Here is a 25,394-nt window from a genome sequence, read left to right as displayed (position 1 = left end):
ATCACGAAAGTATACCGCCTGAAGCGTTCGGCATTGCGGCCTCATCTTCGCCAAAGCAGCCCGGTTTTTCCTGCTCCAAGAAGAACAGGGTGCTCATGGTCATGGCCGCCAAGAGGAGATACGCGGCTTCGAGCGCCGCCCAGCAGCCTATCTCTTCGTCGGAGGGATCGTTCCAATGGGCGAGCCTGTTCCTCCTGTTCATTCCGACCATCGTGTTAGGATTGCAGCTGAGTACGAATTCCACAGCCGAGCATAACTCGCCGGTCAAAGCCCTCCTCACCTTTTCATTTTCAGTCAGTCGGCCCATGGTCGTCTTTCCCATCTCGGCAAGGGATGAGTCGCCGAGCAAGCAACTCGCCATATGTCTCATTGCCTTTTCAAGAAACCCGTAGATGAACGACATCGCCCCGATGGACTGGGTTCTCAAGAAAAGATCGCCTTGCTCGAGATCGTCCTGCCCCATCGCGTCGGACAGATTGGAGAGGAATTGTAGAAGCAGGAGGAAATCCCGCTCCCATGAAGGCGATCCCGTCCTAGTTTGCACTAGGTTGAAAGTGATTTCCAGCCAGCGGAAAAGATCGTCGCGCAGATCGTCGTCGTCCAAAATGCCGCCAACAATATGGCTTCCCATCGACAAAGCGAGCCTAAGCCTCATTTGGTACGACCTTGTAAACCGTTCGTCCGACTTCGGCTCCGTCTGGGTGACGAAACCCAAGGGGCCCTCCCTCAGCCCCTCGCTGGGAAAGGCGGATAGAGGGAAAAGGATTGCGGTGACCATTCTAGATTCGAAGGGAGCGCTTTCGTCCTTGAGGGTTTCAAAGACGGGACTCAAGTCCACTTTCGTCGAGGACGGGTGTCCGCCTTTGCCCATCTCTAATCGGAGGGATCCTTCCAATTCGGAGACTAGGGCCTCGAAGTCACCCGCATGTCCATCGTGCGCCGCCTTAAGAGTGCATACCGCATCCCTTGCCGCGATGATTCGAGGAAGAGCGCTGGCCCCGAACGCGCCACCGGTTCTACAAATGCTAAGAAGCTCCCCGAAAGCCCAATCTGCTTTTTCCTTGAACTCGCCATCCCTGCCCAAAACTATCGCGATTCGAAGTGCGGACTCGAATCTAGGAGGGCACGTACGAGCATCCTCCACCACCGCCTCAAGAAACCTTTCCGCAAGGCGGTTATTTCTGAGCAAGGGAAGGAACTTGTCATGATGCAAGATGAGTATGAAGCACCTTTTCTCGATAAGTTCCTGAAGTGTCTCTGCTCGAATTCCCTTTTTGAATTCAAGAAGCACCTCGACGACGGCCGGAAGCATGTCTTCCGGGCTATCATCGCTCGCAGGATCCAGGAGGGCAGGGAGATTCTCGTTTAGAAAAGCCACGACAGCGCCCTTGTTCGACTCCTCGCATATGTCTTTAGCGCGGTCGCAGCATTCCGCTGCGGCATCGCACAACGGCTCCGGGATGTCGCCTCGCTCCTTGTACACGTCGATGGCATCCCGCAGCTTTGACAGCTTGCGGGCCTCCATCCACCTCACGAAATCAGCGTGCCCCTTCACGTCGACGGCGGCATCGGCATCGCCCAACGCGTCAAGCACGGCATCCTTCAGCCGCCCCACATCAGCCACCTCGCCTACGGTGGCGAAATCGCCCGGCCCGCGATACCTGAATGAGAATCGGGGCACTATTTCATGAACGAAGCCCATTCCGTCCCTTTCCGCTGCGGCAGCCCTCGGCGCTCGCAGCTTCGCTATCTGCGTTACCTGCGCCACTTTAGTAAGAACATTATCCCATTATCCATCTCATCATGGTACAAAGGTGATGCGGGGCATCTCCTACCGAACATAACGCCCCGCGAGGACAGGCCGATATGATTCGAAGAAGGTGACGGAGACGTGCCGAGCATTCCTATTCCCGAAGACGCGGCGACCCGACGCATGGTCGTAGTGGCGGTGGCGAACCAAAAGGGCGGCGTCGGGAAGACCACGATGGCCGCCCTGTTAGCGCAAGAGGCCGCCGCGCGCGGGCTGCGCGCCATGGCGATCGACCTTGACCCCCAAGGCAACCTGACGAGGCACCTGCATCCCGCCCCCGTCCGAACCGGCGTGGCCCGCATGCTCTACGAGAAGGCCGCGCTCGAAAGCGTCCTGTGCGATGCCGGCGGCGTCTCGCTCGCCGCCGCGACCCCCGACCTCTCCGCGGCTGACCTCGCCTTGTCGTCGAAACCGGGGAGGGACGGGCTGCTTCGCCGCGCGCTCGGGCCGTGCGCGCACGCATACGATCTTGCGGTGATCGACACCCCTCCCGGCCTCGGCTGTCTCGCGTTCAACGCGCTTGTGGCTGCGGACTTCGTGCTGATCCCCACTGCTGCGGAGAAGTTCGCGTTCGACGAGACGGCAGAGGTGGTGGACACGGTTGGCCAGGTGCGCGAATGCGCCAACACCCGCCTCTCCGTCCTGGGCGTCGTCGTCACCCGATGGCAGGGCCGCACGATAGTCCAACAGGACTTCGACGAAGCGCTGAGAAGATGGGCGGAGGCGAAAGGGGTTCCCGTCATTGGTCGCGTCCGCCAGTCGGTCGTGGTGCAGGAGGCCCAAGCTTTGGGCGCTCATCTGCCGGACTACAAGCCCGACAGCCCTGCGGCTGCGGACGCGTTGGCGGTCGCCGACGCGGCGTTTCGTCTGCTAGGGCTCGCGGATGGGAAGGGGGCTTCCGATGGCGCGGCGTAGGAGCTTCGCAGGGAGCACCGTGCGCGACATGCTGTCCGCAGCAGAAGCGTGCGCAGAGCGTCCAAGCGACCTTCCCGGCTACGAGGCCCGTCACAGCTCCTCGGTCGAGCCGGACGCATACACCAAGCCCATCAACGTCCTGCTCACGCCCTCGCAGCATTTCACCCTCTCCCTGGTTGCCCAAAAGATGTCGAAGGACGCCCCGAAGCCCACACAGGACGAGCTCGTGCGCCATGCCATCGTCGCCACCTGGCCAGACGAGTACGAGACGGCCAAAGCGGCGCTCGGATGCGAGGAGTGACGCCATGGAGTTCGTGGAAGAGGCTCATGGGCACAGGTTGTACCTTGCGAACGCTGAAGACGGGTATTCGGAAGGAAGGGTGCTGGTGTTTCGCCGGGACGCGTTCGGAGGGGCGTGCAGACTCGGTGGAGAGGTGGCGTCGGCCCCCGACCTGGATGCCGCCCGGCGCGTGGCGATGATGCTCTTGTCGGGAACCCGGACGGCCGACCTATCGGCCCAGGAGAGAAGCGCCGAGGACGAGGCGAGGTCGAGGGAGGCCTCGCGCGAGGCGAGCCGCAAGCGAGGGGAAGGAGGAACGCGTGGGGCGTGAGGTTCTGCCGTCGGGGCTCGGCCGCCCCGCCCCCGCGCCGGGGCGCGGGGGTCCACTAGCCAGAGCCGTATTTGTGCGCACGTTCGTGCGCGCAAATACCGGTCGCCTCCGGCGCCCGCTGGCGCGCCGCCGCTTCGCGCGTCGCGGTTTCCCCGTCATTCCCTTCTTTCCCATCATGTCCCGTGCGAGCTCTCTTCGCCGCGGCTGCGGAGACGGGAGGGGGCTATGACGGCAGACGAGCGCAAGGATGCCCGCCTGCACATCCGGCTCACACCCTCGCAGGACCGGGCTCTCTCCGAGAGGGCGCGGGCTGCGGGGGTCACCAAAACGGATTACGTGACGGCGGCGCTTGAGGGAACCGTGCTGCTTCCGGCGGCCGACCGCGACCTTTTGCGCGCTCTGCTTCTCGAGCTGGCGCGGCAGGGCAACAACCTCAACCAGGTGGCCCATCGCCTCAACGCGCTCTCGCGCGTCGACCCGCTCGGGTGCGCCGATGCCATCGCCTCCGTCTCCGAGAGCCAGGCGGCGCGCGTCGAGGCGTACCGTGCGGTCCGGGACGCGCTGTCGTCCGAGAGGAGGGCGCGCACGTGACCATGCTCAAAACCATAGACGGGCACAGCTCCGTGCGGGCGCTGAAGAGGTACCTCGAACGGAACGGGCGCGCGGCGGCCACCCTGTGCCTGAACCTCGGAGACGAGCGCGAGTGGGCGGCCGACATGGACGCCACGCGCCGCGCCCACGGGCACGACCGGAAGCGCGGCGGGCGCGGTCGCACGCGGTTCTACGAGCATTTCGTCGTGTCTCCCAATCCGAAGGACGAGGCGGCCCTCGACAAGGACAGGGTGATGGGGCTCGCTGCGAGGTGGGCTCGGGAGATGTTCCCCGACCACGAGATCGCTGTCGTGCTGCACGACGATGCGGCCCGTGCGGGATACCATGCCCACGTCGTGGTTAACTGCACCAACCTTGCGACGGGCCTGAAGCTTCAGATGGGCGACAAGGACCAGCGTCGGCAGGCGAACCGCCTCCAGCGTATCTCCGAGGAGCTGGGGTTCTCCGCCTTGCCCGACTTGCCCGCCCGACGTGCCGACCGCGATGCGCGCACCTCTGCCGAGCGGGGGATGGCCTCGCGGGGAGAGGCGTCGTGGAAAGAGGACATCCGGAGGGCGGTTACTGCGGCCGGGGCGGTTTCTGAGGACTTCGCATCCCTTGAGCGAGCCCTCGGCTCGGCAGGGTACTCCATGCGGTTGACTAGGCGCGGCATCACCTACTTCCACCCGGATGGAGAGCACAAGGCCACCGACGAGAGTTTGGGGCGGGCGTTCTCCCCTTCCGGCATCGAGGCCCTTGCTCCGGATGCTCGCTGGGAAGACTTCCCTTCGGAAGTGGAGGGGAAGGGGGCGCTGTCCCATTTCTCGGCCGACGATCTGGCTCGGTGCCTGCGCACTATAAGGAGGGAGGGGATCGGGTCGCTGCGGGGCTTCGATGCCCTCAAGGAGTCGGTCGAGGGGAGGCTTGCCGCTGCGAGGGCCGAGATGCGCGAGGTGGCGGCGCGGCTCGCTTCGGGAGGTCCCGAGGAGCTGCAGGTGGACCTGTTGGGAAGGGAGGAGGCGCTTGTGTCGGAGCTCGACGAGCAGACTGCGCGCTTGAGCAACCTCTCGTTCTCTCGCCACGTGGCTGCGACGGTGCTGAGGGAGGCCGAGGAGGCGCGGTCGGCGGCTCTCGGGGACACCGGGCGGGAAGGGTTTCACGGAGTCGGAAGCCGGGCTCGCGCCTCCAATGGCGAGCGAGAAGGGCGGACTGAGAGGAACTGCTCTGAAGGAGAAAGAGAATCGGCCAGATGATGCCCCTTCGAGGAGCGCGCCTTTTCCCATTGCCGTCATTCGTTCGATTGCGATTGTGGAATGTTGCCGCCCTGTCTGCTTGCAAAGGAATTCATATTTGAGTCTTGATGGACTTACTTCATCGTGTTGCGAGCTTTTTTGAACAGAGTATTCAAGAGAAAACGCTGTACTGAATTGAGTGAGGACATCGGGCAACCCGCCTTCGCCCCCTCCCCTCCTCTCTAAAGATATTGAATTGACGCATATTTCAAAGCGCTACATAATGTTAGTGTAAGAAAACATATACGGTGAAGTAATGAGAGGAGTGTTTTCTTTGGCCAAACATCCTGAACACGTGCTCCTCGAGGGCGTTGTGCCCTTTCCCGAACATCTTGCTCAGCTTTATCGAGAAAAGGGTTACTGGAGGGGCGAGACTATTGCTGACATGTTATTCAATAGTGTCGAACGCTATTTTGATCGTATTGCGGTGATTGACGGTGCCGAAAGCGTTACTTACGCACAACTAGGCCAGAGGGTTCTTTCCCTCTCTCGAGGGTTTCAAGAGTTGGGTATAGGTCGTTTCGATAGGGTAGTTGTCCAACTTCCAAATGTTGCAGCTTATTTTGAAGTGGTGTTTGCTCTGTTTGAACTGGGCGCAGTTCCGGTATTTGCTTTAGCTGCACACCGAAAGGCCGAAATAGAATATTTCTGCAGTTTTTCAGAAGCGAAAGCATACATAACCGTCGATAAATATGGGGGCTTCGATTACGAGGCCCTATCCGTAGAAATTAAGGCAGAGGTTCCCACGATAGAAAACGTCATCATCGTCGACGTGAGCAACGGGTTGTCTCGTTTTAGCCAGCTTTACCAAGAGCCTCGATGCCATGAATTATACTGCTCACCAGCAGATGTGGCTTTCCTTCAGCTTTCTGGTGGCACCACAGGCAAGCCAAAGCTCATTCCTCGCACTCATGATGATTATTTGTACACTGTTCGTGAATCTGCTCGAATTTGCGGGCTGTCTTCTGGCAGCGTTCATTTGACATCTTTGCCGATAGCTCATAACTATACTATGAGTTCTCCAGGGATTTTGGGGTGTCTATTTGCTGGTGCGACTACTGTTTTGGCGCATGATGGAAATCCCGAAATCGCGTTTCCTCTCATCGAGAAGCATCGAATTACCAGCGCCTCCCTTGTTCCTCCTGTTGCCTTACTTTGGCTTAACTCTCCTTTGGTGGGTGAATTTGATCTATCTTCACTTGCTGTTTTGCAGGTTGGAGGAGCAAAATTGAGTGAGGAAGCGGCGAGACGTATAAAGCCTGTTCTTGGGTGTCGGCTTCAGCAGGTTTTTGGAATGGCCGAAGGGCTTGTGAATTACACCAGACTTGACGATGAAGACGAAGTTGTTGTAACCAAACAAGGATTGCGCATTTCGCCCGACGATGAAATTCTGGTAGTAGATGATGACGGGGTGCCGGTTCGCAATGGCCAAGCCGGAAATCTTCTCGTTCGGGGTCCATATACTATTCGGGGGTATTACAAAGCGCCCGATCAGAACAAAAAGGACTTCAACCCAGAGGGATTTTATAGGACTGGTGACGTGGTCATCCAAGATGATCACGGGTACTTGACGGTAGTTGGTCGCAAAAAGGATCAGATCAACAGGGGAGGAGAGAAGGTGGCGCCTGAAGAGGTGGAGAACCTTTTACTTTCCCATGCGTATGTGCACGATGCTTCGGTGGTCGGAATTCCCAATGATTTGCTTGGTGAAAAGGTCAAGGCGTTTGTGATATTGAAGGCTGACGCCGATGCATCGGAAGTCACTCCTTTCAAACTAAAGAAGTTTCTTCGAACGAAGGGCATCGCAGAATTCAAGGTACCTGATGAATTTGAAATCGTGGAAAAGTTTCCTGAAACTTTCGTCGGGAAGGTGAGCAAGAAGGCTCAAAGAAATGCGTGAGTATGTTAAATCTGGAGAGTTGATAGTGTGGATTGGGAATGCCAATAGCATTTCGATCCCAAAGGACAAGGCGCTCGAATGGTTCAGTGCTGAAGAAATAGCTGCTTGGCAAAGTTTGAAATTTGATAAATTGCGTTGTTTTTACGCAGCTGTCCACCTTGCTGTGAGGACGAATATCGCATCGTTTTTTGATGTCTGCCCTTCGTCGGTGGCGATTGGCAAAAAGATATGTCCTCGATGTGGGTCATTCCGACACGGCCCCCCGGCGCTTTTTGTGGGAAACAAGGAGTTATCGTTTTCTTTGTCAAAGTCCTACCCGTTTTTTGCATTTTCAGTTGCGCGATGCGCTGTCGGTATAGATATTGAACGGAAAAATCAAGAAGGCTTATCTCGGCTTGGAGACGATGTCTTCAGTTCTTTTGAGCGGAAAAATATAATCCAGTGGGGCGATCCCCTTGCGTTGCGTTATTGGGTTCGCAAAGAAGCGTTAACGAAAGCGCAAGGGGTAGGCATTGCTTATCCCTTGCGCTTCGTTGACGTGTCGAAGCCCTACTTGGGAAGAAGTCAATTTGATAGCATTTACGTCGAAGGTCGGCAAGGAAAATGGCTTGTTAGCGATATTCCTGCGGATTCGACCGATTGTCTTTTATCGGTAGCTATTCCTCTTCGAGAAGCCGACTACGCTATCAAGGTTTTGCAAGCTGAATAGAGATCTACAGCCCCAGCATCGTTTCTGCGCGTTTTCTCAATGCCTGCTTGTCGAAGGCTCCTGAATTCTTCCTTTCGGGAATTTTTTCGACTATTTCGATATGTGATGGACGATACCAAGGGCCGCGAACCACTTCGAGTTCGTTACCCATATCCTCTTCTGATAGATTCGAGCCTTCTTCTAATTCCACCCAAGCAAAGATGTGCTCTCCATCTTTGCTGTCGGAGATGGGGTGGGCGATTGCCATGCGCACCCCATCCATATCGAGAAGAACTTTTTCTACGTCGAAAGCGTACATGACAAACCCTCGATATAAAATGACATCGCGCGAGACACCGACGATGTGAAGATAGCCGTTCTCGTCGAAATATCCCTGATCAAGCGTATCTCGCCAACCATCGACGACCTCGATAGGGGCATCAAATCCCACAGTTTGAACGCAAACGCTTGGATTTTTTGTGACAACGTGCCCTATGTCTCCTACCCCCAAAGTTTGATCCGTGCGAGGATCTCGAATCTCTACTTCCGTTCCGTCAAAAGGCACAAGTACTCCGGCAGAGTCAAACACCTCCAGGTCTCCTTTTTGGTGATCTTCCGGAGAGAGCCATGTAAGGAGGCCCGTCTCTGTCGATCCGTATATTTGAGCAAAATCACATCCAAGCAAATCGTAGGCATCCATGATGTCTTCGGCACTTACTTTCTGGCCGCCGTATACAAAACGATCCAGTGATGACAGATCGGCCATGGCTGCAACATCGCTTCTGGCAAGTTTCACCATTTGCGAAGAAGGAAGAAACAGATCTGTAATTCGCTGTTGCTCTATTGCTCGCACTATGCCTTCGGTCGATGGTTTCCCCCAATAAATCACCACCGCTTCACGACGAAGCAGTGCAGCAACCAGCATCGCGATACCTTGCAAGTCGGTAGAAGGGGTGAGTTGGAGGTATCGGCCGTCTTCCCTTTCTCCGTATACGGTTGCCATTTTTGCCAAAGAATAAAACTGGGCTTTATGAGTTAATACGATGCCTTGGGCCGCTCCTGATTGGCCGGCAGTGAACCTTACCACGGAAGCGTCGTCGGGGTTGTTATGGCGATCGGAGAACGTTTCGCTCCCAATCGGATGCAGCAAAGTTCCATTTTCTGAAATCTCAATGAAGTCGATTTTACGTTCGTCTTCCTGAAGGCAGCTTCTAATTTTTTCAACCAAGAAAGGTTCGCATATAACAAAACGTGCGTCTGTTTCCCGAATGAAGCGCGCCCAGCTTTCTGGCCCAACGTAGTTTTGCAGTCCAACAGACGCTCCTCCTGCCATCGCTATGCCAAATGCAGCAGCAACCATTCCAATGTCGTCGCTTCCTCCATATGCGCAGAATTCGCCAGAATTGAAGCCTCGACGGATGAGCTCATCTCTTATAGATTCGCAGATTTTCAGCGCTTCACAACCGGAGAAACTCCCGGATTTTGTTATGAATACTTCTTTTTCCCCAGCTTCTTCCAGTAAGGCTCGATAATAAGATTGCAAGTCTTGCTCGATGATGCCATCACTTAACGACATGGTCTTCCTTTCGTTGTCTGTGTCTTGCTTCGAGGTTGTCAGAGTTGATCCGCTTCATTCTCGGTATTTTTGAGGAATTCGACAGCTTTGCTGCGCAAAAGGGCTTTATCGACTTTGTATGCCAGGCGTTGATGGTGGGGTATTTCTTCAAGTAGTTCTATGTGAAGATATTGCTCATCGATGGCGAATTCCGCGGATACTCGATGTGCTAGATTGGCTTTGTCAAGAATCTTGGCAGATGGTTTCACCCAGACGAAAATATGGTCGTTATCGAGGGAGTTGGACATGCCATGTACCGCGACTTCTGCCACATTGAAGTTTGCGGCGATCAGACTCTCTACGTCTCCGCTAAAAATCACTCGGGCGTTAGTTCTTATTGCATCGCTAGCGCGCCCTTTGATAAAAAGATATCCGTCTTCGTTGAGATATCCAACATCGTCCGTGTCTCGCCAATCCCCTCTCATTTGGAAATCTTCGTTACTGCCAAAAAGCCTCCTTGTGATCCCATGCCCAAATGCCATTATTCGTCCGATTTGCCCGGATTCCAAGGGTTTGTCGCTGTTAAAATCCCAAATTTGTATAGAGGTTCCCAATTCGGCAAATGCTTTCCCCGCCGAACTGAGCAAATCGGCATCTCCGGAACGGTGCTCTTCAGGGCCAAGGAAAGTAAGCAGGCCACTTTCTGTGCCTCCGTAAAACTGCAAAACTTCGCATCCGATCTTTTCTGCGATTCTATTCTTCTCAGTGGCTGATACTGCTTGCCCTCCATACGCCACTCGTTGCAGTGTGGATATATCGACGGTGTCGACTTCTCTGTTGTTGATAAAATCCATCAATATTGATGGAGGAATAAAAAGGTCAGTAATACGATGTTGGTTGATGGCGCGAGCAATCTCACGAGCGTTCATTGAGCCAGCGTAGATAACTAGAACCTCGTGACGCAATAGTGCTGAAAGGCATGTGTGCATATTGCCGGACATGGAAAGGCAAAGAAAGCGTCCGTGCTGTCGTTCTCCATATACTGTAAGCCACGTGGAGATGAAATAGTATTCCGCTTCCAAGGTGAGCGCAAAAGCCTTAGGAAAGCCAGTGCTTCCCGAACTGAAGATTATCTCAGCCAAATCGAGGGCGCTTCCGGCGTGGTCTTCCTTGGTGTCGAGACAAGTTGGATTAAGTAGAGTTCCGTCGGGCCTTATCTCGATTATCTGGAGAGGAACCGAAGCCTTTTCCAGCGCGTTTCTGAGAGGAAGGGTGTTGTCTGGTTCGCAGATGATGAATTTTACATTAAAATCAATTATGAACTGGATCCAAATATCTATAGGGTAATGACTCGCTAACGGCACGGGTATCCCGCCAGCCAAGACGATTCCTAGTTGAGAGACTAATACCCCAACATCGACGCTTCCGGCGTAGGCGATACACGTCTGAGGAGTTGCGCCTTGCTTCAGCAGTTCGTCTCGCAAAGCGTCGCAGCGGCTTCTCATTTGCGATCCGCTCAAATTTCCAGAGGGCGCAACGATCATCTCTTCGTCGTCTGCCCAAGCAAGAGCGTCTCTCACTATCCGAACAAGGGAACGATCTGGTTTGCTGTCATGGAATGTCACAATCTTTCTCCTTTTCTGGTGGTTTGCGTTGGTATCCGATCCTTTTTGAAGATTCGCAACTTCTTTTCGCTACTCTCCAAGCGCTCTTTTTAGGGAGTCGGTCAGCCCTTCCTCTTCGTATGCCACATGGACAGATGACGGGTAACCAATCGCTTTCGTGATCGTTGACCAATTTCTTGAACAGAGAACATCGGAAGCGTTGAGGTTTTTTGTAGCGCTGGCAAAGTTGAGGATGTTTTCACTTATTGCGCAAGTCCACCCATCGCTTATCCAAATGGATGAATTTCTTCTATCTTCTTCCATTAGGCATTCAATAGGATGGGTCGTTTCATTCGATAAGGGCAAGCCAACCTTGCTGTATCCGACAGTCTTCATGGCTGGTAGCCAAAGAAGGGGCCCACATGCTTCAACCAAATGAAGCGTCCCTTCAGGAAAATGGGCACTAAATCGCATAGTTGCATGCACATATGCGTCCGGGGCCGCATCATCGACCTCGTTATGGATGAGCATCGAGAGAGCCGTGTTTGCCAGTTGTGCAGAAATGCGTCGAAATGGGCCTTCCGTGCTGACCTTATTTATGCGCAGTGCGCTACCAGGCATCATGGCATCCAATATTTTTGAAAGAAAAGCAACCGTGTGAAAAGACGTTCCAACTTCAATCAGGAACGGACGCCGCTTTTTTGCTACATCCGAAAATGCTTTTAGGAAAGCCGCTATGTGAGGTAGATGCGCATACATGTTTGCAACTGCCAATTTTCTTTCAGAGCTTCTGGCGCTCTTTATTAAGTCTGCGAGTTCTTTAGAGCGAATGGGCGGTTCAATGAGGACGTCGTACCCTCTCTTCATTAGGCTTGAGGCTACCGATTCGGATTCGCCTCCCAATACGGAAGAACGTATAGCCACCACTGCTATTGCGGCTTTGCTGTGGTCCTTCTTTGGGATATCTTCAAGTGAGGTTAACAAAGGCACTCTGTACTCTTCTGCCAATTTCTTTGACCGATCACTGCCCTTGCAATGGATTCCAATTAGGTTGAACTGAGGGTTTGACGCTACGGCGCGCATGTACATTGCCCCAAATTTTGTTCCGCATACCAAGACCTCCAAGGGCGACGAAAGGCTCATATTGTCCCCTCCTCAACACTAGAGAACGGACTTGACGTCGTTGCAACTTCGTCTACCTTTCCTCCGACGAGCGCAACAGCTTCCTCTATATAGAGCTTTGGATTCTTGGATTGCAAAATTGCGAGAGGAAGAGCAGAGTCTCGGCATTCGTATAGATCGTGCCGAAATGCCAACCATGCACTTGCGGTAGCGTCTAGCATCATTGACATTTGGGCCGGTGGCTTCAAAAGAACAAAGTCGAATCGGGCGAAGCGCCAACCATCTCAAGCCAAAGGATGCGAGAACTAGCAAACGCTTTATACGAAATTGTATATGGCTTTAAGCCAATAAGCATGCTGAACTCCTATCCCGAGCTTAATTACGAAAGGCAAATACTTGCATCCCCCGACTCAAACGGGGTATGCGCTCAGAGCTTCGCGATTGTTTCTTAAGAAACAGAGGTCAAAACTTACAGTCACTCCGACATAGTGCCCGAAAGGAAAATAGTACGTCCCGGAATGATCGCTCCTGCTGTTGATACACATATCCCCCGCGTCGTAGCGACCAGTGCCCAGTTTGCTCACATAGTTCATACGCCCTTTTCGGCAGAAATCCAAAACGAGCAGATCGTCTTGAGCGTCGAACCCACTCTTGCACCACGAGAGGCAGTATTCGTTGTACATGATCGTAACACCAGGAGATGCCTCTCTTACCCGCAGGAAGCCACGGCCGCTTTCTCCGTAGAACGTATTGCGTCCATATGGGTTTGGACAACTCGCCCCTTCGCTTCATACTCTCAAATATTAGATAAGAGTAACTTTCTCCAGGGTGGGACTTGGGAAGTCGTTGCATTTTAGTTGGGAGAGCAAAGATGAAGAGAGAATCTGCGAAGGGGCCAGCCAAGGACGAAGCTCATAGGGATACACGCGGATGGCTCGGGATTCTTTTAGGATATGCGAGCAAATGCCGAGGTCGTATGATCCTGGCCGAAGTTCTGTCTGTTGCCAGCGTGTTCTTGGGACTGGTTCCATTTTATGCAGTGTATCGCATCATCGAAGTCGTTGCCGCGACCACGGACGATATCTATGCAAGCTGGGATGCGATACTGTTTTGGAGCGTTGTTTCCATCGCTTCCTATGTGCTGCAACGCGTATTCTTCGGACTCTCCACCATCAATGCGCACATCAGTGCATACACAATTCTGGGCACCTTGCGAGAGGGGGTGGCCACAAAACTCATGAATGCCTCATTGGGCACTGCCCAAGATAAAACAATTGGGAATCTTAAAAATCTCGTAGTAGACAAGATAGAAAAGATCGAGATCCCCCTCGCTCACATGATTCCAGAACTTTCGGCCAATCTTCTTCTGGCTCTAGCCATTGCAATATGGCTTGCAATTATAGATTGGAGAATTGCTCTCTCCTGCCTTCTTACCGTCCCCATCGGCCTTCTTGTCATGGGGCTGGGAATGCAGAATTATTACAAGATGTATGACGGTTACCTAAAAGAACAGGATCGCGTTAACTCTGTCGTCGTCGAATACATAGAGGGAATCCGTGTAGTAAAAGCATTTAACCAGGCAACTAACTCATACAAGAAATTTTCCGATGCCGTGTCCAGTTTTTTGAAGTTTACCCTCAGCTGGATGAAGTCATCCTGGATTCCGCAGCATCTCGCCATGTCGATAATCCCCACCACATTACTGGGGGTCGCTCCCGTGGGGATATTGCTGTTCGAAATGGGAGATATAACTGCTCCCGAGTTCGGTCTTTCTTGCGTGCTTGCACTTGCTGTAGTTACACCGGTAACTTATCTAGGGGCAAGCTTCAATGAGATCAACCTTATATCTTATGCAATTGCGGATGCGAGGGAGTTCCTTGATTTGCCCGAATTGCCTCAGCCTGCGGAGCGAGCTGTGCCGAGTGGGGCAGAAGTAAAGTTTGATGACGTGCATTTTTCTTATCGGGAGGGCAAGGAGGCCCTTAGCGGCGTGTCTATTGAGGCATCCTCTGGCAGCTTCGTCGCATTGGTGGGTCCTTCGGGTTCAGGAAAATCTACGATCGCCCGTTTGATTGCGAGGCATTGGGACGTTGATTCTGGCTCCATAACTATTGGCGGAGTTGACGTGAGGAGCATGCCTCTTAGCCAGTTATCCGATCTTGTGAGCTACGTCTCGCAAGATGATTATTTGTTAGACGGAACTCTCTTGGACAACATCCGCATGGGTCGACCCGACGCAACCGAAGAGGAGGCCATGGCCGCCGCGCAAGCAGCAAGTTGCGAAGAATTCATAAAAAGATTGCCGCAAGGTTGGGATACCCCTTCAGGCGAGGCGGGGAGGATGCTTTCGGGTGGTGAACGCCAAAGGGTGTGCATCGCGCGCGCCATTTTGAAAGACGCCCCCATAGTAGTATTCGACGAGGCCACCGCATTCGCAGATCCCGAAAACGAAGCTCGCATCCAACGCTCGGTAGCTCAGCTGTCGAAGGGAAAAACACTGATAGTAATTGCTCATAGGCTGTCCACAATCGTCGCGGCGAATACGATCTACGTTATCGAAGATGGTTCTGTTGTGGCGCAAGGAGGGCATGACGATCTTCTCAGAGAGTGCAAATTGTACTCTTCAATGTGGGAAGCTCATACCGGAGCTTCCACATGGGCGGTTGGAGACGGGGGCGTTTCCAAGGCATTCGCCTCGAAGGCACAGGAGGTCGATGCCCGATGATGCGCGCATATAATAAGATTGTCACTTGGATAGGGAGCCTCAAGGGTCGTTTGTACGGAGGTTTCGTCCTTTCGATATTCACCGCCATGGCAACGGCATTGCCTACTTTTATTTCTGCCTGGATACTGGGTCAGCTCATCGACAGCGCAAGAAATGGAACTCGCATTGACGGCAATCTCGCATGGGTTTGTCTTGCGGCAATTGCCGGATGCGTTGCTGTGCGCTTTGTGCTTTCTTATGCGAAGGCTCGTATTCAAGAAAGCATCGGATACGAGCGTGCTGCAGAGACGCGGCAGGAGGTCGGCGATATTCTCAAAAGGCTTCCCTTGGGCTATTACCAACATACTTCAACAGGGGACATTCTTTCGACGGTGACAACGAATCTCAACACTTTGGAACTCGAGGGCGTTCGTCAAGTGGATGCAGCTTTGGGAAGCTATATAGCGGCGGGCGTGATCACCGCTTGGCTTTTCGTCGTGAGTCCTCTTTGCGGGATTGTGGCTCTTGTGGCAATAGGGGTTGCTATACTTACCCTCGTTGGCGTCAATAAGATGTCGGCTCGCCGCTCACCCGCCGCCAAAACCGCGACCGAGAGGCTGTCGGGAGCTACGGTGGCTCTTTACAATGGATTGGGAACTGCGAAATCTTACGGCACAAGTCAAGCTGTTCGGAGGCCATTTGACAAGGCTGTGGAGGAACTCAGGCGAGCTCGTATCGATATTGAGTTTGGCTACACCCCTCTGAACGTGTCCCATAAACTCATTTTGGAAATTGCATCGGTGATTCTCGTCTTGGTGGCAACGGCGGGGCTTGTTTCCGGCAGTCTTGAATTGTGGGTATATCTGGGAATCGCATTCTTTTCGACCACCGTCTTTAGCGGCATTGGGCGATTGACGGATTCTGCGCATATGTTTGCGGATCTCAATGATTGCTTGGAGAGGGTTGAGGCTCTTGCAAGTGCCACTCCTATTGATCGGGATGGAAAAGATATTCGTCTCGATCGATATGACATCGAATTCGATGATGTGTCGTTTTCGTACGGGGATGGCAATGGCTGCGAACGCCAAGTAATCCATGGAGTTAGCTTCAGCGTGCCCGAAGGAAGTACGTGCGCCAAAGTCGGGCCTTCTGGCTCGGGAAAAACAACATTGACGAGCCTTATGGCCCGTTTTTACGATGTCAGTTCAGGGGCGGTAAGAATCGGTGGCCGCGATGTCCGCGAATTGACTTGCGACAGTCTTCTTTGCAATTTCTCAATGGTGTTTCAAGATGTTTACCTATTTAACGACACTATTGCGGCAAACATTGCTTTTGGAGCCGAAGGCGCAACGAGGGGGGAAGTTGTTGAAGCGGCCAAACGAGCTCGTTGCCATGATTTCATTTCCGCACTTCCCAATGGCTACGATACCGTTGTAGGCAAAGGCGGCAATACTCTCTCCGGAGGAGAGCGTCAAAGAATATCGATTGCGCGCGCCCTGCTCAAGGATGCTCCCATAGTGGTGCTCGATGAGGCGACGGCGTCTATCGATCCGGAAAATGAACGCCAAATCCAGCATGCGCTTGACGAGCTTACTCGAAATAAAACGGTTGTTGTTATCGCGCATCGGCTTGCGACGATCGAGAACGCGGATCAGATTCTGGTCGTCGACGACGGGAGGATAGTCCAGAGGGGCACGCACGCGAAGCTTGCAGCCGAGCCGGGCGTCTACCAGAGGTTCGTCGCCATCCGGAAAGAGGCCGAAGGCTGGAAGATATGACGCGCTCCATCAGCTGGGGCGCGGTGCTCGCGTGCTGCGCGGTCATGGTTTGCGAGGGTATCGACCTGGTCGTCTACGGCAACGTGATACCCTCGCTCCTCGAGGACGGCTCCATGTCGGTTGACAAGGCCGCAGCCGGCAACGTCGGCAGCCTCGTCTTTGCTGGCATGTTCGCGGGCGGCATCGCCGCGGGCAGGATCGGCCTCGCCCTGGGCTCGAAGCGCGTCGTCGTCTCGGGCGTGGCCTGCTTCAGCGCGGCAACCCTCTTGTCGGGCCTCTCTCCCAACCTGGCCGCGTTGGCGGTCTTGCGGTTCGTCACCGGCGTCGGGCTGGGGGTCGTCCTTCCGATCGCCCTCTCCGTGGCGCGGCGGGGCGTGGAGGGCAGGGAGGCTCCCTTGGCCATAAGCGTGGTCATGTCGGGCGTCCCGATCGGGGGGACGGTCGCCGCGCTTGCCGTCTCCGGCGCCGTGGGCCTGGGGTGGCGCGCTCCCCTGATCATCGCCTCCGTCGCCGGGTTCGCGGTTTCCGGGTTGGCCCTGGCCCTCCTTCCCGCAGACGGGCGCGGGGCCGGGAAGGGCGCTCCCTCGCCGGACTCCTGGCGCGGCGCGTTCAAGGCGTTCCGCCTCCCCCTGCTCGTGGCATGCTCCCTGGCGACGTTCTTCGACCTCTTCGCCTACTACGGCGTCACGACGTGGCTCACCCAGCTCATGCGGGAGTTCGGCATTCCCCTCGAAGGCTCGCTCCAGCTTTCGCTGGTGCTGAACGCGGGGGCGATTGCGGGATCCCTTGGGACGTCTCTCGTCTCGCTGAGGACCGATGCGAAGAAGGTCGCGGTGGCGAGCGGCATCCTCGCGGGCGCGAGCCTCTTCGCCATATCGGCCAAGCCCGAGAATCCTGTCGCGCTCGTGGCGCTGGTGGCCGCGACGGGCGCCTTCGCCATAAGCGCGCAGAACCATCTGAACGCGCTCGTGTCCAACGCCTTCCCGGCCGAGACGAGAAGCTCCGCGCTCGGCTTCACCCTCGGCTTCGGCAGGCTCGGGGCGGTGTTCGCGCCTATGTGCGGAGGGGCGATCCTCCAGGCGGGGCTCGGGGCGCCCGCCGTGCTCAGCTGCTTCGGGCTGGCCTCCCTCGCCGGTTGCCTGGCCTTGGCGGCGTACACCGGGAGGGCCGTCGAGAGGAGCCTGTCGGGCGATGCGGCGCGATGCGAGGGCCGGGGGCCGCGCGGCGTTCGGAGGAAGGAGGATCGATGATGGCCTATAGCGAGTCGACGGAGGACTACCTGGAGGCCATACTCCGGCTGGGGGAGGGGCTTCCCGTCGTGAGGCAGGTGGACGTGGCAGGGTTCATGGGGTTCTCGAAGGCGAGCGTGTGCAAGGCCGTCCCGCGCCTTGCGAGGGAGGGCCTTGTCGAGTGCGGGAGGCATGGCGCGCTCGTCCTGACGCCGTCGGGGCGGGCGGTGGCGGAGAGGGTCTACGAAAGGCACCGGTTCTTCTCCGGCCTCTTGGAGCGTCTCGGAGTCGACGAGGAGACGGCGCAGGCCGACGCGTGCAGGATGGAGCACGCCCTGAGCGAGGAGTCGTTCGCGGCCTTGAGGCGGATGGTCGAAGGGGCTGGCTCCGAGGGATCGGGAGGGCGTCCGGCCGCTCTTCTGCGGGAGCGCGGCGGGGGCGGCGTCGCGCGGCATGCGGCAAAGTAGGGCATCGGCCTTTTCACCGGAGCGCGCAGGAGCCCTCCTCGCCTTCCGGCCGCTACGCCGCCGACGCCTCCATCCGCTTCCCGATCCACCTGATCACGGGGACGGCCATGGAGTTGCCCAGCGCCTTGTAGCGCGGGGTGTCGCAAGCGGGCTTGCCGCGGTATTCCACATCGGTCCAGCCGTCCGGGAACCCCTGCAGGCGCTCGCATTCGAGCGGCGTCAGGCGGCGCACGAAATGTGGAACGGCGAGCATAGAGGCCAAGGGTTCCTTTTTGAGCAAGTTCCCGCCCCGTGACCTTCTTTTGGCAATCATCCACGACGGCCCTTTTCTTTGCAAAAGTGATGCTCTGACATTGAGCCTAAGAAGGGTCTAGGCAGGGCAGCTTCTAGAAAACCCAAATTTCTTAACCGATAGTTGAAATATTTCCATAGGTGGTCGAGAGATGATGCACGCGGAGCGAATATGAAGTCTGCCACTTAGTTGTCCGGAAGTTGGACAAGCCATCTTCGGAATCTGGCATCAAAAGAAACAAGTTTTTTCCCAAGAGGGATCAACTTCACTCGTAATAAGCCACTTGCCTACAAGGCAAGTATAGGCTTTTGCAATGGTCGATAAGCGACATATGGTAGGTGCCAGAATAAGAAATCTCCGGGAATCCAACGGATTATCTCAGAGAAAGTTCTGCATGATGATCGATATGAATAGAACTTATTTCAGCGAAGTTGAAAAAGGAAAGAGAAATATATCCTTAGACAATTTAATCAAGATAGCCGACGGGCTTAATATTGGTCTTGAGGATCTATTCCGGGATATGTAGTTGTTCTAAGGGGTGTCTTCGAGGTAGCCGTCTCCGAAAAGGCGCCTCGCCTCTTCGTCGGGTATGCATTCGAGAATGTCTCCTGGTTCACACTCAAGGGTTTTGCAAATTGCATCCAGCGTTGCAAGGCGAAAAGCCTTGATCTTTCCGGTTTTGATTCTGGAAATATTTGAAGGGTCGATGTTCAATCTATTTGCAAGCTCTCCTACCGACATTTTTCTATCGGCAAGCATTCTGTCCAGTCGAATAACGATAGCCACATTCCGCTCCTAAACAGTTTCGTCGGAAAGTTTTTGGAGGAGGGCGCCGTATTCGAAAACCAGAGAAAAGCAGATGCAAAAAAGCCCAAAAGTCAGCAATCCTATGTTGATCGGGATGCCTTGATACTCGTTTGCCTCGCGCATGCTAGCCCCTATGGCTATATCTCCGATATCTAGGATTGCGAGAGTTTCAGGAGATAAAAGCGTTTGCAAGGCAGTGCTTGCGAGCAAGATAGCACCTAGCAGTTTTAGCCTATTCGCATGTTTTTTGGTAAAGGGGGATATCTTCAGAGACATATCTTTGAAGATAAAGTATGCCACCCATAGTGCGAATGCCATGCAGAACCACAAGAGGAACAAGGAGAGCAAGCCTAGGGTAGATGTTTGGACGGTTGTGTCGAAAGGTGCTGCCATTTGGCTCGCTATCCCAAGGCAAAGTACGGAGATCCCTATTAATGAAGTTGCGCTAGCCAAGACGGCAAGCGCAACTTTTCCGATATATCCAAATCTCGCTACTTTCGAAAGCGATCTTTCGATTCGGCAGAATCCTTCGCCTGACATCCGGCGATCCTCCTTGTTTCTAAGACGCGATGCTCTCTCAATATACCATTATCTCGCCAGCCTCTTTGCGCGAAACGTCCGGACGTGGGCAAGAAGGCAGCGTCTTTCGGAGGTGAATACCGGTGAGGATTTAGAAGCCTAGAACGATGCATATATCCTTAAAGCCGATGTAGCTGCACGCTCCTAGTGTTTCGGGGTTTGAGTAAAAAAGCATGGCGCATCCCTTCTCTTAGGTTGGGTTTTATGAATGCTTGTTCAAGAGTATCTCGCTATCATTGGAAACGTTCGCGTGCCTTTTTCTCAATCAGTGAGAAAAACTCATAGATTCAAAAGCGACCAAACTGCTTGAGATGTTGAGAAGAATCTCCATTCTTCTTCGCGCATTACCATGATATTGAAATTGCGCATTTCACCTATAATATAGCGAAATACGCAATTTCATTTGTATGGGACATCCATGAACATATACCAACTTCAGTACTTTGTAGAAACCGTGCGTTGCGGAAGCTACGCTCGCGCGGCGAAGAATGTGTTCCTGTCCCCATCGGGTATTTTGCGGGCTGTTGGAGATCTTGAAAAAGAACTGGGGATAAAACTCGTCGAAAGGTCGGGAAGAGGGGTCCGGCCAACTTCGCAGGGCAGAATCCTGTACGAGAAAGCGCTCGAGGTTATTGACGAGGTAGATGATTTTCGATCTCTTGCAAAGGCCGTAGCAGCAAAGCCGAACATTGCGCATCCGATATCGATCTCGATTTGCGCAACGCCTTATAGGGGAATCGTGTTGAGCCAACACGTGCTCGATGCCGTATACAAGTTATGCCCCAAGCCATCATCTTCAATTTATAGGGACACAAGCAGCACGTGTTTGGCCGCCTTAGAAGAGGGAGTTGTCCAGGCGGCGATCGTTTTGGGGCGAGTCGAGAAGGGATGGGTGTCTTGTTCTCGCCTCTTTTCTTTTTGTCCCCAGGTGGCCGTGTCGAAGAGTCACCCTCTGGCCCTTAAGAAGGATGTTGCCCTCTCCGATCTGCTTGATTACCCAATAGCTCGCCCTTATGATTTGCGGTACAGCTTTAAGGTGATCGCAGAGGCTTTGGAGAAAGCTGGAAGAGGGCTGCTTTACGAAGAGGTTTTCCCATCCGAGGAAAGCCATATAGATTTTATGCAGCGGGATAAGGGAGTGGTTTTTGTCGCTTACGACGCTTCTTTGGAATCGATTTATCCCGATGCGTCTTTTCTTCAACCAAGAGATTTCGGAGTCATGATCCCTGTTTGTTTTGTTTACGATCGCGAAAACGGCGGGGAGGAGATTTCCTCTGTCAAGAATCGGCTTGTCATCGCATCGAGATTCCCTCATTTAAAGCAACGCTAGGATTCTAGTAATCTTTTTTGCCTTTGGTTTGCTGCGTTTTTCTTCGCTATAATGAATTAGTGGACGGAAATAAGTGATCTTTTTAAAGTCTCTTTCTCCGGGAATCAAGCGATAGGTGCTCGATATGGATGGTAAGCAGGTCACAAGCGCGGAGCTTGTTTTTCAAGCTCTGGATTTGATCAGTAGAGCGTTCTATTCTAAGAATGAGAGACGGGAAATCGATGCTCTTGAGCGCGGAGTTATAGAGCAGGTTGCTTGTCAAGCTTATGCAATTAAAGTGGAGAAGGGTTTGCTGTAGATAATGGAGGGGCGTTCCGAGAAGAAAAGAGTGGTTTCTAGGAGAGCCGAGCCCTTCCCTTTCCTTCTCTGAGCCTCGTAAGCCTTGCCTTCTTTGCGTTGATCTTTCTGCGTATGCAATCTATTTCCCATTTCTCCATTTTGACTAGGTGATCGTACTCCTCCCTTTTCGAGTTTCGCTTTCCCTTGCCTCTCGGTTGAGGCATCTCTGGTTTTGGTGGATATGTGATTCTTTCCAATGTTGAAGCGGCCAAGAGTTTTTCAATGTTGGCCGAATCTGAAATCTTGAAAACCATGTCAAGTCTCTCATCGTATTTCTTTAGTAGCTCTTTTGCTCTGCAGACGGGGCATAATCCAGATTTGCCGTAGAGCTTGGTTCTCCATGTGGCGCATTGCGGACACCATGTCAAATTTGCTCGAGCGCTGTTAAGGTGAATGCCGGAGCCAAGCTTGTTCATTCGATAGGCTTTCGAGCGGACGGAGGCTTCGCTTCTGCCCAGGAGAGTGCATAGTGTCGGAAAGGAAATGTTGTCGGCGTTGTTCGTTAAAAAGAGCTCTTCCGGTTTTGACCACTTTCGTTTTTCAATTCGAGCACTGGTCATATCGGGTCTCTTTCCTTAGGTTGGGTGATGCTGTCTGCCTGGGCGCTATTTGGAAGGTGGGATTGGGCGGGGTCCAAGCGAATTGAGATGGGCAACCTGCTTGTTTGAGGGCGTGCGACTCTCGGAAGCACTGCTTTCGGATTCGGGGGTTCTCGGCACCTATGGATGTTCCTTTTTCTGGGGTTCCAAGTAAACCTATTGGAAGGCAACGCTTTCTCAAGATAAGTGAGTAATTGTAATGATTGCCAGGGGGCTTGGCTTGCCGTCTCCGGACTTGTTCTATCGATGAGGTTCAGGCGCGTTCTGTCGAGAAATCGTAGAGGCGCGAATAGGAAAATAGTCCGGCATAATCTCGCCTTTCATGGTTGCCGCAATGTTGGGCGTATGCGGCAAGAGGGGTGGATCGTGGTGGGCGATTCTGCTGCAATAGGAATGGCAAACTCGTTGCGTCCTTTGAGCGCTCGTCGCGAAAAAGGTAACGCCATGCCTAGCCTTCTCTCCCAAGGGCCGCGCAGCCGGATGCTCGCGGCAGAGAAAGGAGAGATCATGTCAGCAGAAGTTCTCGAAGCCCAAAAGTGGCTGAACTCCACGTACGGCGGCCGGGCGGGCTACCAGCGCGTCGAGGAGACGGGCCTTCCCGGCTCGGCCACGTCCGCCGCGCTCGTCTCGGCGCTTCAGATCGAGCTCGGCATGAGCACGGTCACGGGCGTGTTCGGGGAGCAGACCGAGGCGGCGTGCGACGCGAACCGCATCTCCATCGGGGACTCGGGCAACCAGGTGAAGATCATCCAGTACGGGCTTTTTTCCAAGGGGTACAACCCCGGCGAGGTCACGGGCATCTACAACGGGACGACGGGGCTCGCTGTGCAGAGCATCATCGCTGACGCCGGCGTGTCGGTCCTCGCCGACGCCTCGATCGGGTCCATGGCGATGAAGGCCATTCTGGGCGTTGACGAGTACAAGCTCCTCGCCGGAGGCGATCCCAAGGTCCGTTCCATCCAGCAGGACCTCAACAGCCGTTACCGCTCCTACTCGGGCCTGTGCGCCTGCGACGGCTATTATGGCCGCTCCACCAACACGGCTCTCATCTACGCCATCCAGGCCGAGGAGGGCATGCCCACCGACATGGCGACCGGGTTCTTCGGCCCCTCCACCAAGACCTACCTGCCCGACCTGTGGCAACCCGGCCAGTGGGGGATGAACGGAAACTACACCGACGCCCAGATCGCCAACTTCACCAGGCTCGCCCAGTACGCCCTCTACTGCGTCGACGTGGACCGCTACACGGGCGGCTCGGGCTCCAAGTACGATCCGGGCGCGATGAACGGCAGCCAGAGCGCCTCCACTCTGTCCGCCCTCCACGCCTTCCAGTCCGACTACGCGCTCGCCCAGCGCGACATGGTGGGCCTCGACGAATGGATGGGGCTCCTCGTGAGCACGGGCAACCCCAACCGCGACGGCCTCGCCTGCGACTGCGCGACGCAGCTCGTGACCCCCGACCTCGTGGCCGCCCTCTACAACGACGAGTACCGCATCGTGGGCCGCTACCTCACAGGAACCGTCGGCGGCGGCGCGAACAAGCGACCCAAGAACCTCACCTCCTCCGAGATCCAGACCATCTTCGCCGGAGGGATGAGCCTGTTCTGCATCTTCCAAGATGACGCCGACTGGTGGCAGGACCACGACGACCTGTCGGGTTACTTCGGCTATTCCCGCGGGTTCAGCGACGCGCAGAAGGCTGTGAACGCGGCGTATTCTCTTGGCGTCCCTCGCGGAGAGTACATCTACTTCGCGGTCGACTATGACTTCATGGAGGGCGAGGTATGGAGCAAGGTTGTGCCCCACTTCCAGGGGGTCAATGCCTATATGGCCGCCGTCGGCAGTCCCTACAGGATCGGCATCTACAGCGCCCGCAACACCTGCGGCATCGTGTCGGCCCAGGGCCTCGCGTCGAGCAGCTTCGTGTCCGACATGTCCACGGGCTACTCGGGCAACCTCGGGTACCCCCTGCCGTCCAACTGGGCGTTCGACCAGATCCAGGAGTACACGAACTCCGCCGGCTTCGGCATCGACAAGAACGTGACCTCCGGCCGCTACATGGGGTTCTCCAGCGTGACGGAGGGTCAGGTGCCACCAGGGGCTTGCTACCTAGTTGACCTTGACTACTATAGTACCCTCAAAGAAAGCACTAGCACGATGAGGGATATCCTTTGGAGCGATGATTGGCTCGGGCGTTCTTCTGCTGATTACGGCAGTGGTTTGGCGACGGCGGCCATGGCTTTGAGCGCCCTCGCTTATTCGGATTCTGGGCTTGTTTCGGCAGGGCTGCAGAAGATCGGTTTTCCTTCCGGAAGTATTTTTTCGGGCAGCGTCGCCGGCGAAGGGCCTGTCGGTTATCATTTTGCATCGAAACGGGTGACCGTAGGTAGTTCGACGGCCAACTTTGCAGTTGCAATTATTCGAGGGACGTCAAACCGGGCAGAATGGGAGTCTAATATGGACATGTCCGGCGGATCTGCGACTGCGAGCGAGCATCGTGGTTTCAGGCTTGCCACGGATGGCGTGTACGAGGCTTTTATCTCCTGGATGAATGCTCATGTACGGTAAGGAAGCAAGCAACCGAAAACAAGAGATAGACCGCCAGCACTACACTATTCCGAACCAAAGACCAAAAGATAAGCATTGTGGGAAAATCTAAACTTTTGGATTTTCCTACAATGCCAACTACGGCGGAATCCCTCCCACTCCTTATATCTTTCTGTATACATTGAATTTGTATTTAGTAAAATGCAGACAACACCACGGATCGGCTTTTGGCTGGACAATTCCAACCAAACACCACAGCAGACAGCAGAAAACATTCTGAACGCTAGGAAGCCGGTATGATTGTTACATATAAGGGGAAGAAAAATTTCTTTTAGGTACTTGCTTTCCTAAAACTGATGTGATACAATGATTTAATCCAGAAAAGGAGTAAAAAATATGCGGCAAGGTATTCTTAAATAAAACTATAATCAAATAGTGGGAACAAAGGATTATGATAGTTCCTTTTGTAGGGGCTTAGTTTTTTGTACCCAATTTAAGAATACTTTTGCCTTATCAATTTTGACATATCCCCAAAAACAGCAATCACAAACAGGTGTATGCTGTATATGTGTATGTCCGCAACTTATAATCCCCAGTGGTAAAAGTATTTTACTGCTGGGGATTTTTATGCCCTT

Annotated in this window: 23 protein-coding genes; 15 read left to right on the top strand and 8 right to left on the bottom strand. The window is 54.3% G+C overall.

Annotated elements, in window-relative coordinates; all coding sequences use genetic code 11:
• Nucleotide 1: 1 nt before the first annotated feature.
• Entirely contained in the window at nucleotides 2-1,702 is a 1,701-nt protein-coding gene (locus LB310_RS04835; RefSeq protein WP_087193160.1) for a hypothetical protein, read from the bottom strand.
• Between the two features lie 189 nt (nucleotides 1,703-1,891).
• Between LB310_RS04835 and LB310_RS04830 the strand changes: the two genes are divergently transcribed.
• From LB310_RS04830 to LB310_RS04800, 7 genes are all read left to right on the top strand, one after another.
• A complete protein-coding gene (locus LB310_RS04830) occupies nucleotides 1,892-2,725 on the top strand; it encodes a ParA family protein (protein ID WP_157006763.1) in 834 nt (277 codons plus the stop codon).
• Nucleotides 2,712-3,026 (top strand): hypothetical protein, encoded by a 315-nt coding sequence (locus tag LB310_RS04825; RefSeq protein WP_087193162.1) that lies wholly within the window; start codon nucleotides 2,712-2,714, stop codon nucleotides 3,024-3,026. The genes LB310_RS04830 and LB310_RS04825 overlap by 14 nt, the downstream gene beginning before the upstream one ends.
• Before the next feature lie 4 nt (nucleotides 3,027-3,030).
• Nucleotides 3,031-3,336 (top strand): hypothetical protein, encoded by a 306-nt coding sequence (locus LB310_RS04820; protein ID WP_157006760.1) that lies wholly within the window; start codon nucleotides 3,031-3,033, stop codon nucleotides 3,334-3,336.
• A gap of 225 nt (nucleotides 3,337-3,561) precedes the next feature.
• Nucleotides 3,562-3,927: a plasmid mobilization relaxosome protein MobC gene (gene mobC, locus LB310_RS04815; RefSeq protein ID WP_157006757.1), complete on the top strand. Its 366-nt coding sequence runs from the start codon at nucleotides 3,562-3,564 to the stop codon at nucleotides 3,925-3,927.
• 2 nt (nucleotides 3,928-3,929) lie between these two features.
• Nucleotides 3,930-5,180: a relaxase/mobilization nuclease domain-containing protein gene (locus LB310_RS04810; RefSeq protein WP_238994105.1), complete on the top strand. Its 1,251-nt coding sequence runs from the start codon at nucleotides 3,930-3,932 to the stop codon at nucleotides 5,178-5,180.
• Between the two features lie 313 nt (nucleotides 5,181-5,493).
• Complete coding sequence (locus LB310_RS04805; protein WP_202914306.1) at nucleotides 5,494-7,119, top strand: (2,3-dihydroxybenzoyl)adenylate synthase; 1,626 nt, start codon at nucleotides 5,494-5,496, stop codon at nucleotides 7,117-7,119.
• On the top strand, nucleotides 7,112-7,828 hold the full coding sequence (locus tag LB310_RS04800; RefSeq protein WP_157006748.1) for a 4'-phosphopantetheinyl transferase superfamily protein: 717 nt from the start codon (nucleotides 7,112-7,114) through the stop codon (nucleotides 7,826-7,828). The genes LB310_RS04805 and LB310_RS04800 overlap by 8 nt, the downstream gene beginning before the upstream one ends.
• A gap of 4 nt (nucleotides 7,829-7,832) precedes the next feature.
• Here LB310_RS04800 and LB310_RS04795 read toward each other — a convergent pair whose 3' ends face one another.
• From LB310_RS04795 to LB310_RS04785, 3 genes are all read right to left on the bottom strand, one after another.
• The gene (locus tag LB310_RS04795) at nucleotides 7,833-9,383 is read right to left on the bottom strand and encodes a long-chain fatty acid--CoA ligase (protein WP_157006745.1); all 1,551 of its coding nucleotides are present in this window, start codon (nucleotides 9,381-9,383) and stop codon (nucleotides 7,833-7,835) included.
• Nucleotides 9,384-9,421: 38 nt separating this feature from the next.
• Complete coding sequence (locus LB310_RS04790; protein WP_157006742.1) at nucleotides 9,422-10,987, bottom strand: class I adenylate-forming enzyme family protein; 1,566 nt, start codon at nucleotides 10,985-10,987, stop codon at nucleotides 9,422-9,424.
• 69 nt (nucleotides 10,988-11,056) lie between these two features.
• Nucleotides 11,057-12,109, bottom strand: a complete 1,053-nt coding sequence (locus LB310_RS04785; RefSeq protein WP_157006739.1) for a Gfo/Idh/MocA family oxidoreductase — start codon at nucleotides 12,107-12,109, stop codon at nucleotides 11,057-11,059.
• Between the two features lie 850 nt (nucleotides 12,110-12,959).
• Between LB310_RS04785 and LB310_RS04780 the strand changes: the two genes are divergently transcribed.
• From LB310_RS04780 to LB310_RS04765, 4 genes are read left to right on the top strand one after another with little or no spacing between them, the layout of a single operon-like run.
• A complete protein-coding gene (locus LB310_RS04780; RefSeq protein ID WP_301154653.1) occupies nucleotides 12,960-14,813 on the top strand; it encodes an ABC transporter ATP-binding protein in 1,854 nt (617 codons plus the stop codon).
• Nucleotides 14,810-16,570, top strand: coding sequence for an ABC transporter ATP-binding protein (locus tag LB310_RS04775; protein WP_157006733.1), 1,761 nt, complete (start codon nucleotides 14,810-14,812; stop codon nucleotides 16,568-16,570). The genes LB310_RS04780 and LB310_RS04775 overlap by 4 nt, the downstream gene beginning before the upstream one ends.
• Nucleotides 16,567-17,820: an MFS transporter gene (locus LB310_RS04770; protein WP_157006730.1), complete on the top strand. Its 1,254-nt coding sequence runs from the start codon at nucleotides 16,567-16,569 to the stop codon at nucleotides 17,818-17,820. The genes LB310_RS04775 and LB310_RS04770 overlap by 4 nt, the downstream gene beginning before the upstream one ends.
• On the top strand, nucleotides 17,817-18,266 hold the full coding sequence (locus tag LB310_RS04765; protein ID WP_238386181.1) for a metal-dependent transcriptional regulator: 450 nt from the start codon (nucleotides 17,817-17,819) through the stop codon (nucleotides 18,264-18,266). The genes LB310_RS04770 and LB310_RS04765 overlap by 4 nt, the downstream gene beginning before the upstream one ends.
• A gap of 52 nt (nucleotides 18,267-18,318) precedes the next feature.
• Here LB310_RS04765 and LB310_RS04760 read toward each other — a convergent pair whose 3' ends face one another.
• Nucleotides 18,319-18,579, bottom strand: coding sequence for a DNA cytosine methyltransferase (locus LB310_RS04760; RefSeq protein ID WP_087193184.1), 261 nt, complete (start codon nucleotides 18,577-18,579; stop codon nucleotides 18,319-18,321).
• A gap of 292 nt (nucleotides 18,580-18,871) precedes the next feature.
• Between LB310_RS04760 and LB310_RS04755 the strand changes: the two genes are divergently transcribed.
• On the top strand, nucleotides 18,872-19,084 hold the full coding sequence (locus LB310_RS04755) for a helix-turn-helix domain-containing protein (protein ID WP_087193185.1): 213 nt from the start codon (nucleotides 18,872-18,874) through the stop codon (nucleotides 19,082-19,084).
• Nucleotides 19,085-19,089: 5 nt separating this feature from the next.
• Here LB310_RS04755 and LB310_RS04750 read toward each other — a convergent pair whose 3' ends face one another.
• Both LB310_RS04750 and LB310_RS04745 read right to left on the bottom strand, forming a co-directional pair.
• Nucleotides 19,090-19,344, bottom strand: a complete 255-nt coding sequence (locus tag LB310_RS04750) for a helix-turn-helix transcriptional regulator (RefSeq protein WP_087193186.1) — start codon at nucleotides 19,342-19,344, stop codon at nucleotides 19,090-19,092.
• A 9-nt stretch (nucleotides 19,345-19,353) separates the two neighbouring features.
• Nucleotides 19,354-19,905, bottom strand: coding sequence for a hypothetical protein (locus tag LB310_RS04745; RefSeq protein WP_087193187.1), 552 nt, complete (start codon nucleotides 19,903-19,905; stop codon nucleotides 19,354-19,356).
• A 457-nt stretch (nucleotides 19,906-20,362) separates the two neighbouring features.
• On the opposite strand from LB310_RS04745, the gene LB310_RS04740 reads away from it, so the two are divergent.
• Nucleotides 20,363-21,274, top strand: a complete 912-nt coding sequence (locus LB310_RS04740; RefSeq protein ID WP_301154652.1) for a LysR family transcriptional regulator — start codon at nucleotides 20,363-20,365, stop codon at nucleotides 21,272-21,274.
• A gap of 124 nt (nucleotides 21,275-21,398) precedes the next feature.
• Entirely contained in the window at nucleotides 21,399-21,572 is a 174-nt protein-coding gene (locus LB310_RS04735; RefSeq protein ID WP_162610892.1) for a hypothetical protein, read from the top strand.
• Between the two features lie 37 nt (nucleotides 21,573-21,609).
• Here LB310_RS04735 and LB310_RS04730 read toward each other — a convergent pair whose 3' ends face one another.
• Nucleotides 21,610-22,173, bottom strand: a complete 564-nt coding sequence (locus LB310_RS04730; RefSeq protein ID WP_140396416.1) for a hypothetical protein — start codon at nucleotides 22,171-22,173, stop codon at nucleotides 21,610-21,612.
• Nucleotides 22,174-22,719: 546 nt separating this feature from the next.
• On the opposite strand from LB310_RS04730, the gene LB310_RS04725 reads away from it, so the two are divergent.
• On the top strand, nucleotides 22,720-24,780 hold the full coding sequence (locus tag LB310_RS04725; RefSeq protein ID WP_301154651.1) for a glycoside hydrolase domain-containing protein: 2,061 nt from the start codon (nucleotides 22,720-22,722) through the stop codon (nucleotides 24,778-24,780).
• Nucleotides 24,781-25,394 lie beyond the last annotated feature (614 nt).

Source organism: Gordonibacter sp. RACS_AR49, assembly GCF_030418435.1.
GTDB lineage: Bacteria > Actinomycetota > Coriobacteriia > Coriobacteriales > Eggerthellaceae > Gordonibacter > Gordonibacter urolithinfaciens.
This window is presented reverse-complemented; position numbering and strand designations above follow the sequence as displayed.

Coding starts and splice junctions, on each gene's coding strand:
- LB310_RS04810 (WP_238994105.1), top strand. CDS start 3,930: ATGCTCAAAACCATAGACGGGCACAGCTCCGTGCGGGCGCTGAAGAGG.
- LB310_RS04755 (WP_087193185.1), top strand. CDS start 18,872: ATGGTCGATAAGCGACATATGGTAGGTGCCAGAATAAGAAATCTCCGG.
- LB310_RS04800 (WP_157006748.1), top strand. CDS start 7,112: ATGCGTGAGTATGTTAAATCTGGAGAGTTGATAGTGTGGATTGGGAAT.
- LB310_RS04770 (WP_157006730.1), top strand. CDS start 16,567: ATGACGCGCTCCATCAGCTGGGGCGCGGTGCTCGCGTGCTGCGCGGTC.
- LB310_RS04820 (WP_157006760.1), top strand. CDS start 3,031: ATGGAGTTCGTGGAAGAGGCTCATGGGCACAGGTTGTACCTTGCGAAC.
- LB310_RS04740 (WP_301154652.1), top strand. CDS start 20,363: ATGAACATATACCAACTTCAGTACTTTGTAGAAACCGTGCGTTGCGGA.
- LB310_RS04825 (WP_087193162.1), top strand. CDS start 2,712: ATGGCGCGGCGTAGGAGCTTCGCAGGGAGCACCGTGCGCGACATGCTG.
- LB310_RS04735 (WP_162610892.1), top strand. CDS start 21,399: ATGGATGGTAAGCAGGTCACAAGCGCGGAGCTTGTTTTTCAAGCTCTG.
- mobC (WP_157006757.1), top strand. CDS start 3,562: ATGACGGCAGACGAGCGCAAGGATGCCCGCCTGCACATCCGGCTCACA.
- LB310_RS04785 (WP_157006739.1), bottom strand. CDS start 12,109: ATGAGCCTTTCGTCGCCCTTGGAGGTCTTGGTATGCGGAACAAAATTT.
- LB310_RS04775 (WP_157006733.1), top strand. CDS start 14,810: ATGATGCGCGCATATAATAAGATTGTCACTTGGATAGGGAGCCTCAAG.
- LB310_RS04725 (WP_301154651.1), top strand. CDS start 22,720: ATGTCAGCAGAAGTTCTCGAAGCCCAAAAGTGGCTGAACTCCACGTAC.
- LB310_RS04835 (WP_087193160.1), bottom strand. CDS start 1,702: ATGGGCTTCGTTCATGAAATAGTGCCCCGATTCTCATTCAGGTATCGC.
- LB310_RS04745 (WP_087193187.1), bottom strand. CDS start 19,905: ATGTCAGGCGAAGGATTCTGCCGAATCGAAAGATCGCTTTCGAAAGTA.
- LB310_RS04760 (WP_087193184.1), bottom strand. CDS start 18,579: ATGATTGCCAAAAGAAGGTCACGGGGCGGGAACTTGCTCAAAAAGGAA.
- LB310_RS04795 (WP_157006745.1), bottom strand. CDS start 9,383: ATGTCGTTAAGTGATGGCATCATCGAGCAAGACTTGCAATCTTATTAT.
- LB310_RS04765 (WP_238386181.1), top strand. CDS start 17,817: ATGATGGCCTATAGCGAGTCGACGGAGGACTACCTGGAGGCCATACTC.
- LB310_RS04780 (WP_301154653.1), top strand. CDS start 12,960: ATGAAGAGAGAATCTGCGAAGGGGCCAGCCAAGGACGAAGCTCATAGG.
- LB310_RS04730 (WP_140396416.1), bottom strand. CDS start 22,173: ATGACCAGTGCTCGAATTGAAAAACGAAAGTGGTCAAAACCGGAAGAG.